Here is a 17,317-nt window from a genome sequence, read left to right as displayed (position 1 = left end):
ATGTTGTTTATCAAGCCTGCGGAACTTCGTGAAATCATTACACTTCCTTTGTTTAGTGACCTTGTGCCGTGTGGTTTTCCATCACCGGCAGCTGACTACGTTGAGCAGCGAATCGATCTTAACCAGTTAGTGATTCAACATCCCAGCGCGACCTATTTTGTTAAAGCAGCGGGAGATTCAATGATTGAGGCCGGGATTGGCGATGGCGATCTGCTAGTGGTTGACAGCGCCATTACTGCCAGCCACGGCGATATTGTTATTGCTGCCGTGGACGGTGAGTTCACCGTCAAAAGATTGCAACTGCGCCCCTCTGTACAGCTTGTGCCGATGAACAGTTCTTATTCGCCCATTACTCTTGGCAGCGAAGAATCGCTGAACGTATTTGGGGTAGTCACGCATGTGGTGAAGGCCGTACGCTGATGTTTGCCCTTTGTGACGTGAATTCGTTTTATGCCAGCTGCGAGGTCGTGTTTCGCCCGGATTTATGGGGAAAACCGGTGGTTGTGCTTTCCAATAACGATGGTTGCGTCATTGCCCGCAGTGCAGAAGCAAAAGCACTCGGTGTCAAAATGGGGGAGCCCTATTTTAAACAAAAGGATCTGTTTCATCGCAGTGGTGTGGTCTGTTTCAGCAGTAACTATGAACTCTATGCCGATATGAGCAACCGGGTGATGTGTACGTTGGAGGAGTTGTCGCCCAGAGTCGAAATTTACAGTATCGATGAAGCATTTTGTGATTTAACCGGTGTGCGTAACTGCCGGGATTTAACAGATTTTGGTCGTGAAATTCGCCAGACCCTTTTTCAGCGTACACATCTAACGGTTGGCGTCGGCATTGCACAAACCAAGACGCTGGCCAAACTCGCCAACCATGCGGCTAAAAAATGGCAAAGACAAACTGGGGGCGTGGTGGATTTATCGAACCGCGAGCGTCAGCGCAAATTAATGGCGGTACTTCCGGTTGAGGAAGTCTGGGGGATTGGCCGACGCATCAGCAAAAAGCTGGAGGCGATGGGAATAAAAACCGTACTTGATCTCGCGGATACGGATATCCGCTTTATTCGAAAACACTTTAATGTGGTGCTTGAAAGAACAGTACGGGAGTTGCGTGGTGAACCTTGCCTGGAGCTGGAAGAATTTGCGCCAGCAAAACAAGAGATCATCTGCTCGCGGTCGTTTGGCGAACGCGTAACCGACTATGAGGCGATGCGCCAGGCTATATGCAGTTATGCCTCACGCGCGGCAGAAAAACTGCGTAGCGAGCACCAGTATTGCCGCTTTATCTCCACGTTTGTAAAAACATCGCCGTTTTCGCTTAATGAACCGTATTACAGCAATAGCGCTTCGGTGAAGCTGCTGACGCCCACTCAGGACAGCAGGGATATTATTAAGGCGGCGATCCGATGCCTGGATGCAATATGGCAAGAGGAGCATCGCTACCAGAAAGCGGGGGTGATGTTGGGGGATTTTTTTAGTCGTGGAGTGGCGCAACTGAATTTGTTTGATGACAACGCACCGCGCGCTGGTAGTGAGGAGTTGATGGCTGTGCTCGACATGCTCAATGCCAGGGAAGGTCGTGGCACGCTCTATTTTGCCGGGCAGGGCATCCAGCAAGAGTGGAAGATGAAGCGTGGGATGTTGTCACCACGATATACAACACGAGCCTCGGATCTTCTTTGTGTAAGGTAAACATGGTCTGGCAACAATGTATCGAATATACATGATTGACCTGATTTTTATATCACTTCCAATTCGCTAATATCTAATACAAGAACATAAAAATTATCGGGCACTATTTTATAGCGCCCGATGATGTAATATTTGTAATCTATCAATTTAATAGAATTTTTTCTGAAAAAAAAGAAATATATGCTAAAGGCAAAAAATCTCCCTGTGCTGATGTACCATCATGTCAGTAACTGTCCAGGGCTTGTCACACTTTCGCCAAAAACATTTCGGGAGCAGATGAAATGGTTGGCTGATCATAAATGGAAAACGGTGACTTCAGATGAAATTGAATATTTTTACGAAGGTGGTGAACTTCCTCGTAAAAGTGTAATGTTGACTTTTGATGATGGCTATCTGGATAACTGGTTTCAGGTCTATCCGGTATTAAAAGAGTTTAATCTCAAAGCTCATATATTTTTGATTGCCGGACTTATAGGTGATGGTCCGATACGGTCATTTCAGAAAAGAGAGTATTCTCATCAGGATTGTGAGCAAATAATAAATAAAGATAATGCTGATGATGTGATGCTCCGTTGGTCAGAAGTTGATGTAATGCTGAGTTCAGGATTGGTTGAATTCCACATTCATACCCATTCTCATATTCGCTGGGACAAAATGTACAGTTATCGGGAAGAACAATGCCAATATCTTAAGCAAGATATTCTGGAGAGCAGAAAAGTATTTCTGGATAAAATAGGGAAGTGCAGTAAACATTTTTGCTGGCCAGAAGGGTATTACAATAGCGATTATATTAAAGTGGCTGAAGAGCTTGGGTTTTCGTATTTATACACAACAGAAAGAAGAATGAATAACCGTACAAATGGAACCTTGCGTTTGGGACGGATTAGCACTAAAGAGCGAGAACACTCGGCATGGCTTAAAAGACGTCTTTTCTGTTATACGACACCACTGTTTTCTTCTTTGTTGGCCCTTTATAAAGGCCCCAGAGTAACTGATTGATGAATATAGTCGTCATGCTTCAATTTGCATGTGTTATAACATTTATGAGAATGCAACAGAACGAGAGAAGCATTGGATTCAAATATTTCTCGAATGGAAGGTTTCTAAAATTTCTGCGCCAGTGATCTATGAGCAATATTCCGATGTAAAAGGATGTTTGCATGGTCAGTAAGTCACGACAAATTTTATTGGCCATAGCTAAAAAGTAGAGGGATTACCAAACAATGAATATATTATTCACTGAATCGTCGCCCAATATTGGCGGGCAAGAACTACAGACTGTGGCCCAAATGGTAGCTATAAGAAAAAAAGGGCATTCTGTCTTACTGGTTTGCAGGGAAAAAAGTAAAATAGCTTCCGAAGCGAAAAAACAAAATATTGATGTTATCTTTGTTCCCTTTAAAAACAGTCTTCACATTTCATCGGTATTAAAATTACTGGGGATATGTCAACGTTTTAGACCACATGTGGTTATTTGCCATAGTGGTCATGACAGTAATATTGTTGGTTTGACACGGTTGCTATGCTGGAAAGACAGATTCCGTATTATCAGGCAGAAGACATACCTGACAAAGAGAACAAAAAATTTTTCATTAAATTATTTATGTGATGACATAATAGTGCCTGGAGAAGCGACCAGAAAACACTTGATGCACTGCGGTGTCCGCACAAACATTACTATCGTTCCCCCTGGTTTTGATTTCGATAAGATATATGAAGAGTCCCACAGTCCTGTTCCTCCTCATATAAAGGCGTGGTTAGCAGACTCAGGGGAGGGGCCGGTTATCGTACAAATCGGTATGTTACGTCCTGAGAAAGGACATGAATTCATGCTGAATTTGTTATTCCGCCTGAAAAAGGAAGGCCGAAAGTTTCGATGGTTGGTCGTTGGCAGCGGGAGTGTTGAGAATGAGAGACGTCTGCGAGCTATCGTTGATGATTTAGATATGCATGATAATGTGTTGATTTCTGGTGGTATTTTCCCTGTATCATCAATATATAAAATTGCTAATCTGATCGTCATGCCTTCTGAAAACGAATCTTTTGGCATGGTTGCTGCTGAGGCTTCCGTGTTTTCCATACCTGTATTTGCAAATCACGTTGGAGGACTTCCCGATGTGATTCAGCATAACCGGACGGGAACATTGTTACCCGCCGGGGATATGCAAGTTTGGAGAAGTGCACTGAATGATTTTTTTGAACGACCAGAACACTTCTGCCAAATGGCACATCAGGCAAAATATGATGTGGCAAACCGTTTTGATATTAACAAAACAGTATCGATTATTCCAGGTTTTGCTAGTTGTGAATAAATAACTTCCAGTATATTCCATTAGTGCCATATTTACGGATATCTTATGACCAGCTTGCTATTTTCAGCTTTCCTGAAAGAAGTTCTTTTGGCCCGTGGTTCTCTGCATGGAAAATGGGAGAACAAGAAATTTAGATTCATGTATCTTCTGCGATGCATATTAAATCCTGTTGCCAGCGTTCAGTATTATTATAAGTTACTTTCACTACAATCCATCGATAAACTCCTGGAGATACACCCTACATTACCTGCAAAAATCCATAGACCTTATTTACATAAAGGGGGATGTGCACATACCCGCGGGGAGTATATTATCGGACATTATCGATTTGTTCAGAGTTTACCGCATAAATATCAGACGTTTTTATTTCCGTGTGAGACAGTATCGCTCATTCAATTCGCGGGAAAAAATGGTGAACATTTTGATATTCAGTGTTCTCCATGCAACTTTGACCGTGAAGGGGAATTAATGCTATCACTTTATTTCAACAAGATACCTGTTGCCCGACTATCGTGTTCCATTATTATGACAAAGAACGGCCGTTGTGCGTTTATTGGCGGACTACAGGGGGCGCCAAAAAATATTGGCCCGGAAGTTATTCGGGATGCCACTAAAGCCTGTTATGGGCTATTTCCGAAGCGAATTATTTTTGAGGTTCTTTGTTCGTTGATGGGATTCTGTGGTATTACTGATATTTTAGCCGTCAGCGAGCAGAGTCATGTTTTCAAACAGTTGAGATACCGCTACCAAAAGAGTAAAACCTTTGTTGCCGTATACAGTGATTTTTGGGAATCTATTGCTGGCCGACCACACAATAACTGGTATCGATTGCCGATATGTGTCGAACGTAAGCCACTTGATGATCTTCCCAGTAAAAAAAGGTCAGAATATAGAAAACGGTATGCATTGTTGGATCAGATTCGTGAGGAGATTACGGCCCGCCTGAATTAGTCAGAGTCTGGCAGGTAACACTTTTGGCATCTTGCCTCGCCAGTAATGTAATAAAACAAGCCAGCTTATATAAAAAATGAGAAAAAAACAGTTTGAGTTTATTCCTGAATTTAAGAAATCTTTCTTACTTCCGCGTTATTGGAGTACATGGTGTGGCCTGATAATCATAGTAATCTTTGCGTTCATTCCTCCATCAATTCGTGATCCTGCTCTGGGTAAACTTGGGCGTGTGGTCGGACGGTTGGGGAAAAATGCTCGTCGGCGGGCATTGATTAATCTGGCTCTTTGCTTCCCGGAACGTAGTAAGAAAGAATGCGAGAGCATTGTTGACGCTATGTTTGCCACAGCATTGCAATCTATCGTGATGCTGGCAGAGTTAGTTATTCGCGGGCCGGAAAAAATCCTTCCGCGCGTACACTGGAAAAATAAAAATATCCTGGAAGAAATAAAATATAACAACGACAAAGTAATTTTTCTTGTTCCGCATGGTTGGTGTGTAGATCTTCCGGCGATGTTGATGGCTTTTCAGAACCAAAAAATGGCAGCTATGTTCCATAACCAGCGTAATGCGGTGTTGGATTATACCTGGAATGTTGTACGCCGTATTTTCGGTGGAAGGCTACATGCCCGAAATGACGGGATAAAACCATTTATTCAGTCTGTACGTCAGGGATATTGGGGATATTACTTACCTGATCAGGATCATGGTCCAGAGCATAGTGAGTTTGTTGATTTTTTCGCAACTTATAAAGCGACATTACCTGTACCAGGACGGTTGGCTAAAATAACTCAGGCGAAGATTATCCCCCTCTTTCCTACCTACGATGCAAAAAAACATATCCTGACCATTGAAATTCACACGCCAATGGTCGATTTATCGACAGCAGATGATAAAACGATAGCCCGACGGATAAATGAAGAGATAGAAAGTTTTATCAGACCAAATCCAGAACAATATACCTGGATGTTGAAATTATTGAAAACACGCAAGCCTAATGAGGTTGACCCGTATCCATGACATTACCATGCGTTGGTTAGCAGCTGATGAAATGAGCGTTGCTACCGATCATGCCGGATGAGACGCGTTGCACGTCGCATCCGGCAACCTGTTTAACCGATCGTCATTAAACTGGCGTTACCGCCAGCGGCAGCGGTATTCACGCTCAGCGAACGCTCGATATACAACCGTTCCAGCAGGATATTGCTTTCGCCACGGGCAAAACCCTGCACCGAAACAATTGCGCCATCCCGCGCGGCAACCGCTTCACACAATGCACGAAGCTGATCCGAATCCCCGTGGAAGATCACCGCATCAAACGGTTGAGAGGTAATATTTTCCACTTTCGCCAGTTGAATACGTTCGCTGACTGCTGATGGCAATGCCTTCACTAACTGACGATGCAGAGCGTCATCCGGCCACAGCACCTGGCTGCCCACCGCCAGCACGGCGACGAGCTGAGTCAGCGCATCCTGTTCATCATCGGCAATACACAATACACGCTCACGCGGCAGCAGCGTCCAGGTGTTGCGTTCACCCGTCGGCCCTGGCAGCAATCGCTGTGTTCCTGCCTGCGCCAGCTCGCCATATTGCGTACATAACGCCTGCAATTCTGGACGGTTTGCCGCCCATTCCCGTAGTGCATTTAGCGGCTGAGTCAATGCGGCTTTCAACTGTGCATCGACCGGATACTCCGCATCCTGACGCGCGAGCGTCACCGCCAGCGCACTTTCCGGGCGATTCGCCAGCAGACGGTAGAGATAGAGCGGACCGCCTGCTTTCGGCCCGGTGCCGGACAACCCTTCGCCGCCGAATGGTTGCACCCCAACCACTGCGCCCACCATATTACGGTTAACATACAGATTACCGACATGGGCCGAGCCAGTGACCTGGGCAATGGTTTCATCAATGCGCGTATGGACGCCGAGCGTCAGACCATAACCGGAAGCGTTAATCTGTTCGATCAGTTCCGGCAACTGGTTACGGTTGTAACGCACCACATGCAGCACTGGACCAAATACCTCTTTTTGCAATTCGGCAAAATCATCCAGTTCGATCAGCGTCGGGGCGACAAAGGTGCCACTTTGCCATTCGCGGGCATCTTCACTGTTTTCCCGCACCGCCTGGAACACCGGACGGCCTTTGCTACGCATGGTCTGAATATGGCGCTCAATATTGGTCTTCGCTTCGCCATCAATCACCGGACCGATATCGGTGGTCAGGCGACCCGGATTACCCATCCGGCATTCGGCCATTGCACCGCGCAGCATTTTTAACGTGTGGTCGGCAATTTCATCTTGCAGACACAGCACGCGCAGCGCCGAACAACGCTGACCTGCACTGTCGAAGGCCGAGGCCAGTACATCCACGACGACCTGTTCGGTCAGGGCGGAGGAATCGACAATCATCGCGTTCATGCCGCCGGTTTCCGCAATGAGTGGAATTGGGCGGCCCTGAGCGTCCAGGCGGCTGGCGATATTGCGTTGCAGTAACGTAGCGACTTCGGTTGAACCGGTAAACATCACCCCGCGCACGCGATCATCACCCGTCAGTTGCGCGCCTACGGTTTCACCCTGACCGGGCAACAACTGCACCACGCCTGGCGGTACACCCGCTTCCAGCAAAATGGCAATCCCTTGTGCGGCAATCAGCGGCGTTTGTTCTGCCGGTTTTGCCAGTACGCTGTTACCTGCCGCCAGTGCGGCAGCGATTTGCCCGGTGAAAATCGCCAGCGGGAAATTCCACGGGCTGATACACACCACAGGCCCTAATGGACGGTGGGTTTCGTTAGCGAAATCATCCCGCACCTGTCCCGCGTAGTAGTGGAGAAAATCGACGGCTTCACGCACTTCGGCAATGGCGTTACTGAAGGTTTTTCCGGCCTCACGTACCAGAATACCAATCAGTTGCTGCATCTGGCTTTCCATCAGTACGGCAGCGCGATGCAAAATCGCCGCGCGTTCGGCCGGAGGCGTGGCAAACCAGATTGGCGCGTTATTAACTGCACTTTCCAGCGCCTGTTCTACTTCACGCGGCGTGGCTTCACGCACATAGCCCACAATATCTTTCGGTTCCGCCGGGTTGATAACGGGTGACATTTCACCAGCCGCGACCGGTTGTTCCAGCATTGGCAAGGCCTGCCATTTTTGCAGTGCACTGTTGAGCAGGGCAGAGGAGAGTGATGCCAGCCGGTGTTCATTGGCGAGATCCAGCCCTGCCGAGTTGTCGCGCCCGTGACCGTAAAGATCGCGCGGCAGGGGAATTTTCGGATGGGGTAATCCAGTTTGCCCTTCCTGTTGCGCCAGTTTTTCTACTGCAGTGACTGGATCGGCAACCAGTTCATCCAGTGGCAAAGAGGTATCAGCAATACGGTTAACAAACGAGGTGTTAGCACCGTTTTCCAGCAGGCGACGCACCAGATATGCCAGCAGTGTTTCATGGGTACCGACCGGAGCATAAATACGACACGGACGGTTAAGTTTGCCGTCGGCAACTTTCCCGGTGACCTGCTCATACAGTGGCTCGCCCATACCATGCAGGCACTGGAACTCGTACTGACCCGGATAGTAGTTTTGACCTGCCAGTTGATAAATCGCCGCCAGCGTGTGGGCGTTGTGCGTTGCAAACTGCGGGTAAATGAGATTTGGCACCGCCAGCAGCTTTTTCGCACAAGCGAGATAAGAAACATCGGTATACACCTTGCGGGTATAAACCGGATAACCTTCAAGGCCGTCCATTTGCGCACGTTTGATTTCACTATCCCAGTACGCGCCTTTCACCAGGCGAATCATCAGACGACGGCGGCTGCGGGTGGCGAGATCAATCAGGTAATCGATCACCAGCGGGCAGCGTTTTTGATAAGCCTGAATAACAAAACCGATGCCGTTCCAGCCTGCCAGTTCAGGCTCGAAACAAAGCTTTTCCAACAGATCGAGGGAGATCTCCAGACGATCGGCCTCTTCGGCATCAATGTTAATACCAATATCGTACTGACGCGCCAGCAAGGTTAGTGATTTCAGACGTGGGTAAAGCTCTTCCATTACCCGGTCATACTGGGCGCGGCTGTAGCGCGGATGCAGCGCCGACAGCTTGATTGAAATGCCTGGACCTTCATAGATGCCACGACCATTGGAGGCTTTACCAATAGCGTGAATCGCCTGCTGATAGGAAACCATATATGCCTGCGCGTCCGCTGCGGTCAGTGCGGCTTCGCCCAGCATATCGTATGAGTAACGGAAACCTTTCTCTTCCAGCTTGCGGGCATTGGCTAACGCTTCCGCGATGGTTTCACCAGTGACGAACTGCTCGCCCATCAGGCGCATCGCCATATCCACACCTTTGCGGATTAGCGGTTCGCCACTCTTACCGATAATGCGATTCAGCGAACGGGAGAGGCTGGCTTCGTTATGGGTAGAAACCAGTTTGCCGGTAAAGAGAAGCCCCCAGGTGGCAGCATTAACAAACAGCGACGGGCTACGACCAATGTGTGACTGCCAGTTACCGTTGCTGATTTTGTCGCGTATTAGCGCATCACGGGTGGCTTTATCGGGAATACGCAATAGCGCTTCCGCCAGACACATCAGCGCCACGCCTTCCTGCGATGACAGCGAAAACTCCTGCAATAATCCCTGAACCATGCCTGCGCGACCACTGGCATTTTTTTGATTACGCAGTTTATCGGCCAGTTGATACGCCAGTTTATGCGCCTGTTCAGCAACCGGCTGCGGCAGGCGAGCTTGTTCCAGCAGCATAGAAACCGCTTCGGTTTCCGGGCGGCGATAGGCGGCGGTGATAGCCGCACGGGAAACCGACTGTGGCAAAATTTGCTCGGCAAAGTCGAGGAATGGCTGGTGTGGTTCCTCTGCCGGATTCGGTACTTCATCGCTCTCATTGGCCGCGCCAGAAAGCAGCGCAGGTAGCTCCGGCAGAGTATCGCTGTTTTCCAGTTGTTCAAGATAAGAAAAAATCGCCTGCTTAATTAACCAGTGCGGTGTGCGATCGATACGTGTCGCGGCAGACTTAATGCGTTCACGCGTCGCGTCGTCCAGCTTAACCCCCATGGTGGTGGTTCCCATGCCATTACTCCTGTTGTTCTGAAAGGTGCAACTTAACGTTATCGTGAAATATCCATGATGTTGCAACTTTGTGCAACCATGTTAAATGTGACCTGCGTAGCAAGCTTAAAAATGAATGAAATGTTAATAAAAGAAATCGATATGACAGGGATTAAAAAAATAACTCAGACTTTTTCTCTGCGGCAGTTAACATTTTTGAAAGGTGCAACCGCAAAAAATGTGAGGGAGTGCAACCTGATGAAAAATAGTATCGCTGAGCACTAAAATTTAATGTAAATGGTGTGTTAAATCGATTGTGAATAACCAGCGCTTCCGGCAGGATACGGTCGCCCTGGGAAAACATAAACTCTGTTACCCCGTTCCGGTGGCAGATATAACGGCAAGTTTCGACATTGCCGATAATAATTTTTTGGAGACTTTAGATGGCTATTAGCACACCGATGTTGGTGACATTCTGTGTCTATATTTTTGGCATGATATTGATTGGGTTCATCGCCTGGCGATCAACCAAAAACTTCGACGACTATATTCTTGGCGGTCGCAGCCTTGGGCCATTCGTGACGGCATTATCGGCAGGTGCGTCGGATATGAGCGGCTGGCTGTTAATGGGGTTGCCGGGCGCGGTTTTTCTTTCCGGGATTTCCGAAAGCTGGATCGCCATTGGCCTGACATTAGGCGCATGGATTAACTGGAAGCTGGTGGCCGGGCGGTTGCGTGTGCATACCGAATACAACAATAACGCCTTAACATTGCCGGATTATTTCACCGGGCGCTTTGAAGATAAAAGCCGTATTTTGCGTATTATCTCCGCGCTGGTGATTTTGCTGTTCTTCACCATTTATTGCGCTTCGGGCATCGTGGCAGGCGCGCGTCTGTTTGAAAGTACCTTTGGCATGAGCTACGAAACGGCTCTGTGGGCGGGCGCTGCGGCGACGATCCTTTACACCTTTATTGGCGGTTTCCTCGCGGTGAGCTGGACTGACACTGTACAGGCCAGCCTGATGATTTTTGCCCTGATCCTGACGCCGGTTATCGTGATCATTAGCGTCGGTGGGTTTGGCGACTCGCTGGAAGTGATCAAACAAAAGAGCATTGAAAACGTGGATATGCTCAAAGGATTGAATTTTGTCGCCATTATCTCGCTGATGGGCTGGGGGCTGGGTTACTTCGGTCAGCCGCATATTCTGGCGCGTTTTATGGCGGCGGATTCTCACTATAGTATTGTCCATGCGCGTCGTATCAGCATGACCTGGATGATCCTCTGTCTGGCAGGCGCGGTGGCGGTCGGTTTCTTCGGCATTGCATACTTTAACAATAATCCAGCGGTTGCCGGTGCGGTAAACCAGAACTCTGAGCGCGTGTTTATCGAACTGGCACAAATATTGTTTAACCCGTGGATTGCCGGGATTCTGTTGTCGGCGATTCTGGCGGCGGTGATGTCGACGTTAAGTTGCCAGCTGCTGGTGTGCTCCAGTGCGATTACCGAAGATCTATACAAAGCATTTCTGCGTAAACATGCCAGCCAGAAAGAACTGGTGTGGGTAGGGCGTGTGATGGTGTTGGTGGTGGCGCTGGTGGCAATTGCGCTGGCGGCGAATCCGGAAAACCGTGTGCTGGGCTTAGTAAGCTACGCGTGGGCAGGCTTCGGTGCGGCGTTTGGTCCGGTGGTGCTGTTCTCAGTGATGTGGTCACGCATGACGCGTAACGGTGCACTGGCGGGGATGATCATTGGCGCGCTGACGGTTATTGTCTGGAAACAGTTCGGCTGGCTGGGTCTGTACGAAATTATTCCGGGCTTTATCTTCGGTAGCATTGGGATTGTGGTGTTTAGTTTACTGGGTAAAGCACCGTCAGCGGCAATGCAAAAACGCTTTGCTGACGCCGATGCGCACTATCATTCAGCGCCGCCGTCACGGTTGCAGGAAGAGTAAGGGAAGGCGTTTTCCCGAAAATCCTACGCCATAATCAGAAGCAGGCAGAGGGCAATCAGTGATTGCCCTCTGCGTTTTTCCTCAAAATATTTTTACATTTCCTCATCATTATCACTACATTCCGCTTGTGTTTTTCTTCAGCGTAATGATAATCGCTATCACTGCGATTTACTTTTCTTTGCATAGATTGACTCAGAAAAACGTTTAAGGGTGGGTGGCATGTTTGTTCCGTTTCTCATTATGTTGCGCGAAGGACTTGAAGCCGCGCTGATTGTCAGCCTGATTGCCAGCTATCTTAATCGTACCCAGCGAGGTCGATGGATTGGTGTCATGTGGATTGGCGTGTTTCTAGCCGCTGCGTTGTGCCTGGGGCTGGGTATCTTCATTAATGAAACCACCGGCGAATTTCCGCAAAAAGAGCAGGAATTGTTCGAAGGTATCGTGGCGGTGATTGCCGTGGTGATCCTCACCTGGATGGTTTTCTGGATGCGTAAAGTGTCGCGCAACGTCAAAGTGCAACTGGAACAGGCAGTCGATAGCGCATTGCAGCGTGGGAATCATCATGGCTGGGCGCTGGTGATGATGGTCTTTTTTGCCGTTGCAAGGGAAGGACTGGAGTCGGTCTTTTTCCTGCTGGCGGCGTTTCAACAAGATGTCGGGATCTGGCCTCCGCTGGGTGCAATGCTCGGTCTTGCTACAGCCGTGGTGCTCGGCTTCCTGCTCTACTGGGGCGGTATTCGCCTCAATCTTGGCGCGTTTTTTAAATGGACCAGCCTGTTTATTCTCTTCGTCGCCGCAGGTCTGGCGGCAGGTGCTATTCGCGCGTTTCATGAAGCCGGGCTGTGGAACCACTTTCAGGAAATCGCCTTCGATATGAGCGCGGTGCTCTCAACTCACTCGCTGTTCGGTACGCTGATGGAAGGTATCTTTGGTTATCAGGAAGCGCCGAGCGTCAGCGAAGTCGCCGTCTGGTTTATTTATCTCATCCCGGCGCTGGTGGCATTTGCTCTGCCGCCGCGCGCAGGGGCGACAGCGTCTCGCTCCGCGTAACGAAAATGACGCAAACTCTTGCTTAGTTACAACATACTTTAAAGGGATAGTCTCGTCATGACCATTAACTTCCGCCATAGTGCACTGCAATTAAGCGTGGCTGCGCTGTTCTCCTCTGCTTTTATGGCTAACGCTGCTGATGTTCCGCAGGTCAAAGTGACCGTGACGGATAAACAGTGCGAACCGATGACCATTACGGTTAACGCCGGGAAAACACAGTTCATTATTCAGAACCACAGCCAGAAGGCGCTGGAGTGGGAGATCCTCAAAGGCGTGATGGTGGTGGAAGAGCGGGAAAATATCGCCCCTGGTTTTAGCCAGAAAATGACGGCGAATTTACAGCCAGGCGAATACGATATGACCTGCGGTCTGCTGACTAACCCGAAAGGGAAGTTGATCGTCAAAGGTGAAGCAACGGCGGATGCGGCGCAGAGCGATGCGCTGTTAAGTCTTGGTGGTGCAATTACTGCATATAAAGCGTATGTCATGGCGGAAACCACGCAGCTGGTGACCGACACCAAAGCCTTTACCGACGCTATTAAAGCAGGCGATATCGAAAAAGCGAAAGCACTGTATGCACCGACGCGCCAGCACTATGAGCGCATTGAACCGATTGCTGAGCTGTTCTCTGATCTGGATGGTAGCATTGACGCCCGTGAAGATGATTACGAGCAAAAAGCCGGCGATCCGAAATTCACCGGTTTCCACCGTCTGGAAAAAGCATTGTTTGGCGACAACACTACCAAAGGAATGGATCAGTACGCTGACCAGCTTTATACCGATGTGGTCGATTTGCAAAAACGCATCAGTGAACTGGCTTTCCCTCCTTCAAAAGTGGTCGGCGGTGCAGCCGGACTGATTGAGGAAGTGGCAGCCAGCAAAATCAGCGGTGAAGAAGATCGCTACAGCCACACCGATCTGTGGGACTTCCAGGCTAACGTTGAAGGCTCGCAGAAAATTGTCGATCTGCTGCGTTCGCAACTGCAAAAAGCCAACCCGGAACTGCTGGCAAAAGTCGATGCCAACTTCAAAAAGGTTGATACCATTCTGGCGAAATACCGTACTAAAGACGGTTTTGAAACCTACGACAAATTGACCGATGCCGATCGTAATGCGCTGAAAGGGCCGATTACTGCGCTGGCGGAAGATCTGGCGCAACTTCGCGGTGTGCTGGGGCTGGATTAAGCGTTATGCAGTATGAAGATGAAAACGGTGTGAATGAACCGTCACGCCGACGTTTACTGAAAGGGATTGGCGCGCTGGCACTGGCGGGAAGTTGCCCGGTAGCGCATGCGCAAAAACCACTAAGTGCGCCGGGGACGCTTTCACCGGATGCGCGCAGTGAAGCGCAGCCGTTTTATGGCGAACATCAGGCAGGGATCCTGACGCCACAACAGGCCGCAATGATGCTGGTGGCGTTTGATGTGCTTGCCAGCGATAAAGCTGATCTTGAGCGATTGTTTCGCTTGTTGACTCAGCGTTTTGCTTTTCTGACTCAGGGCGGAGCGGCACCAGAAACGCCAAATCCACGCCTGCCACCACGCGATTCCGGCATTCTTGGCGGCTACATTGCGCCCGATAATCTCACCATCACGTTATCGGTGGGCCACTCATTGTTTGATGAGCGTTTTGGCCTTGCGCAGCAGATGCCGAAAAAGTTGCAGAAGATGACACGTTTCCCTAACGACTCGCTTGATGCGGCGTTATGTCATGGTGATGTGTTGCTACAGATTTGCGCCAATACCCAGGACACGGTGATCCATGCACTGCGCGATATCATTAAACACACGCCGGATTTGCTCAGTGTGCGCTGGAAGCGGGAAGGGTTTATTTCTGATCACGCGGCGCGCAGTAAAGGCAAAGAGACGCCGATAAATTTGCTGGGCTTTAAAGACGGCACCGCCAATCCCGATAGCCAGAATGCGAAGTTGATGCAAAAAGTGGTGTGGGTGACGGCAGATCAGCAGGAGCCTGCCTGGGCTATCGGCGGCAGCTACCAGGCGGTGCGGTTGATTCAGTTTCGAGTGGAATTTTGGGACAGAACGCCGCTGAAAGAACAGCAGACAATTTTTGGTCGAGATAAGCAAACTGGTGCGCCGCTGGGAATGCAGCATGAGCACGATGTGCCGGATTATGCCAGCGACCCGGAAGGGAAGGTGATCGCGCTGGACAGCCATATCCGGCTGGCGAATCCCCGCACGACGGAGAGCGAGTCCAGTCTGATGCTGCGTCGTGGCTACAGTTATTCACTGGGCGTCACCAACTCCGGGCAACTGGATATGGGGTTGCTGTTTGTCTGCTACCAACACGATCTGGAAAAGGGCTTCCTGACAGTACAAAAAAGGCTCAATGGTGAAGCGCTGGAGGAATACGTTAAACCCATCGGCGGCGGTTATTTTTTTGCGCTGCCGGGGGTGAAGGACGCGAGCGATTATCTTGGAAGGGCGCTATTACAGGTTTGATCGACGCAAATATGCCCGATGCGCAGGTTTATCGGGCATGAGTTTTGTGTACAAATTATCAATCACTTGCAGGTCGGGTAAGGTGTTCGCGCCGCATCTGGCAAACACAAGGCACATTTTATCAGCCCTGCGAATCCTGCTGAAAGCACACAGCTTTTTTCATCACTGTCATCACTCTGTCATCTTTCCAGTAGAAACTAATGTCACTGAAATGGGTGTTTATCGTTAAATATAGGTGAATATATTGTTGCAATGAATACGAGTTCTGTTGTAATTATTAGGTAGCAGCGGAAGTTCCCGGCAGTGATAGTCAGTCACTATGGAGATCGCGGATGGTAACGTCCTGTTCTGGACAATGTTTTGTTAAGCAACGCTCCACCACTCGCGGAGATTTCTCCTCCGGTAGCAACTTCGTCACTCTGTATTTTTCTCACTTCCTCTCTTTACTCGTGTTACCGACGCCGCAAACGGTGTGCGTAGCCGTTTTTCGGCATTTTATCCAACAGCAAACTATGGCTTACAAGGAAGCCAACCCTCTGATGTTCGTGCGCATAATCGCGCTGCCAACGGCGCGTGTGATGAATACAAACAACTCAAGGTGCTCTCCATGGGAAGACAAAAAGCAGTGATCAAAGCTCGTCGCGAGGCAAAACGTGTGCTGAGACGGGATTCGCGCAGCCATAAGCAGCGTGAAGAAGAATCGGTCACCTCGCTTGTGCAGATGAGCGGCGTAGAAGCCATTGGTATGGCCCGCGACAGTCGCGATACCTCGCCCATCCTCGCGCGAAATGAAGCGCAATTGCACTATCTGAAGGCTATTGAGAGTAAGCAGCTAATATTTGCCACGGGCGAAGCCGGGTGCGGAAAAACCTGGATCAGTGCCGCAAAAGCGGCAGAGGCCCTGATACATAAGGATGTCGACAGGATTATTGTCACCCGTCCAGTTCTGCAAGCCGATGAAGATCTTGGCTTCTTACCTGGAGATATCGCAGAAAAGTTTGCTCCCTATTTTCGCCCGGTCTACGACGTGCTGGTCCGGCGCTTAGGGGCTTCCTTTATGCAGTACTGTCTGCGACCAGAAATAGGGAAGGTCGAAATCGCGCCGTTCGCCTATATGCGTGGACGTACCTTTGAAAATGCAGTCGTCATTCTTGACGAGGCGCAGAATGTGACTGCCGCACAAATGAAAATGTTTTTAACCCGCCTCGGGGAGAACGTGACGGTTATTGTCAACGGTGATATCACGCAATGCGATTTACCTCGTGGCGTGCGCTCCGGATTAAGTGACGCGCTGGAACGTTTCGAAGAAGATGAAATGGTCGGGATCATCCGATTCGGTAAAGAGGATTGCGTACGTTCGGCACTTTGCCAACGTACGCTACATGCCTACAGTTAAGTGTGTTATAAGCGCAGAGCCCGGGCGAACCGGGCTTTGTTTACATTCTTCCCAACAATTTTTCGGCAATGACCAATTTAATTTGCCCGTGGTTATTAAAATGTACGCGCATTTTGCGGCTGTTCTGTATTTGCTGATACAACTCTTCTGATATCCCCAGACTCTGGGCAAATTGCCGGGAATTATAATGAAGAGCCGCATTATACTGCTGCTTCTGAAAACGCAGCATATTATAGAACGCCCAGAGAATGAGCACGATGGCATTGGCGACAGCCAACATGAAGTAAAATTGCAATCTGTTCCTTGCTTCACTTTCCCAGAAAACACCACTTAGCATTGCATCAAGAAAATGAAAGATAAAAAATGCGAACAGAATCCATAATACAAAGGTCGCCAGATAATCAAATAATTTCCGTAACGGGCTGCGCTTAGTGGTAATAATCAAATTATTCAT

Annotated in this window: 14 protein-coding genes; 12 read left to right on the top strand and 2 right to left on the bottom strand. The window is 49.1% G+C overall.

The annotated features are described in order from the left end of the window. The 6 genes from EFER_RS09635 (at position 1) to lpxM (ending at position 5,969) form a co-directional block, all read left to right on the top strand. Positions 1-420, top strand: coding sequence for a translesion error-prone DNA polymerase V autoproteolytic subunit (locus EFER_RS09635; protein ID WP_000897389.1), 420 nt, complete (start codon positions 1-3; stop codon positions 418-420). After that, on the top strand, positions 420-1,688 hold the full coding sequence (locus EFER_RS09630; RefSeq protein ID WP_000457675.1) for a Y-family DNA polymerase: 1,269 nt from the start codon (positions 420-422) through the stop codon (positions 1,686-1,688). The genes EFER_RS09635 and EFER_RS09630 overlap by 1 nt, the downstream gene beginning before the upstream one ends. Before the next feature lie 180 nt (positions 1,689-1,868). Continuing rightward, positions 1,869-2,687 (top strand): polysaccharide deacetylase family protein, encoded by an 819-nt coding sequence (locus EFER_RS09625; RefSeq protein ID WP_000909942.1) that lies wholly within the window; start codon positions 1,869-1,871, stop codon positions 2,685-2,687. 224 nt (positions 2,688-2,911) lie between these two features. Next, the gene (locus tag EFER_RS09620; protein WP_001023055.1) at positions 2,912-4,000 is read left to right on the top strand and encodes a glycosyltransferase family 4 protein; all 1,089 of its coding nucleotides are present in this window, start codon (positions 2,912-2,914) and stop codon (positions 3,998-4,000) included. Between the two features lie 45 nt (positions 4,001-4,045). Next, positions 4,046-4,951 carry a VirK/YbjX family protein gene (locus tag EFER_RS09615; RefSeq protein ID WP_000202575.1) on the top strand — a complete coding sequence of 302 codons (906 nt, stop codon included), beginning with the start codon at positions 4,046-4,048 and terminating at the stop codon, positions 4,949-4,951. Positions 4,952-5,027: 76 nt separating this feature from the next. Continuing rightward, positions 5,028-5,969 (top strand): lauroyl-Kdo(2)-lipid IV(A) myristoyltransferase, encoded by a 942-nt coding sequence (lpxM, locus tag EFER_RS09610; protein WP_001227833.1) that lies wholly within the window; start codon positions 5,028-5,030, stop codon positions 5,967-5,969. 92 nt (positions 5,970-6,061) lie between these two features. Here the strand turns inward: lpxM and putA are convergent, their stop codons facing one another. After that, the gene (gene putA / locus EFER_RS09605) at positions 6,062-10,024 is read right to left on the bottom strand and encodes a trifunctional transcriptional regulator/proline dehydrogenase/L-glutamate gamma-semialdehyde dehydrogenase (RefSeq protein ID WP_015953474.1); all 3,963 of its coding nucleotides are present in this window, start codon (positions 10,022-10,024) and stop codon (positions 6,062-6,064) included. A gap of 54 nt (positions 10,025-10,078) precedes the next feature. Between putA and EFER_RS09600 the strand changes: the two genes are divergently transcribed. From EFER_RS09600 to phoH, 6 genes are all read left to right on the top strand, one after another. Then, the gene (locus EFER_RS09600; RefSeq protein ID WP_000979515.1) at positions 10,079-10,288 is read left to right on the top strand and encodes a hypothetical protein; all 210 of its coding nucleotides are present in this window, start codon (positions 10,079-10,081) and stop codon (positions 10,286-10,288) included. 158 nt (positions 10,289-10,446) lie between these two features. Next, on the top strand, positions 10,447-11,955 hold the full coding sequence (gene putP, locus EFER_RS09595) for a sodium/proline symporter PutP (RefSeq protein ID WP_001018506.1): 1,509 nt from the start codon (positions 10,447-10,449) through the stop codon (positions 11,953-11,955). 219 nt (positions 11,956-12,174) lie between these two features. Next, positions 12,175-13,005 carry an iron uptake transporter permease EfeU gene (gene efeU, locus EFER_RS09590; RefSeq protein ID WP_000497966.1) on the top strand — a complete coding sequence of 277 codons (831 nt, stop codon included), beginning with the start codon at positions 12,175-12,177 and terminating at the stop codon, positions 13,003-13,005. A gap of 57 nt (positions 13,006-13,062) precedes the next feature. Further along, positions 13,063-14,190, top strand: coding sequence for an iron uptake system protein EfeO (gene efeO, locus EFER_RS09585; RefSeq protein WP_000154370.1), 1,128 nt, complete (start codon positions 13,063-13,065; stop codon positions 14,188-14,190). A 5-nt stretch (positions 14,191-14,195) separates the two neighbouring features. Then, positions 14,196-15,467, top strand: coding sequence for an iron uptake transporter deferrochelatase/peroxidase subunit (efeB, locus tag EFER_RS09580; protein ID WP_001199128.1), 1,272 nt, complete (start codon positions 14,196-14,198; stop codon positions 15,465-15,467). 607 nt (positions 15,468-16,074) lie between these two features. Then, the gene (gene phoH, locus EFER_RS09575; RefSeq protein WP_000533534.1) at positions 16,075-16,863 is read left to right on the top strand and encodes a phosphate starvation-inducible protein PhoH; all 789 of its coding nucleotides are present in this window, start codon (positions 16,075-16,077) and stop codon (positions 16,861-16,863) included. Positions 16,864-16,903: 40 nt separating this feature from the next. On the opposite strand, the gene pgaD is transcribed toward phoH, so the two are convergent. Continuing rightward, positions 16,904-17,317, bottom strand: coding sequence for a poly-beta-1,6-N-acetyl-D-glucosamine biosynthesis protein PgaD (gene pgaD, locus EFER_RS09570; protein WP_001061086.1), 414 nt, complete (start codon positions 17,315-17,317; stop codon positions 16,904-16,906).

Origin of the sequence: Escherichia fergusonii ATCC 35469, from assembly GCF_000026225.1 — a bacterium.
Classification (GTDB): Bacteria; Pseudomonadota; Gammaproteobacteria; order Enterobacterales; family Enterobacteriaceae; genus Escherichia; species Escherichia fergusonii.
This window is presented reverse-complemented; position numbering and strand designations above follow the sequence as displayed.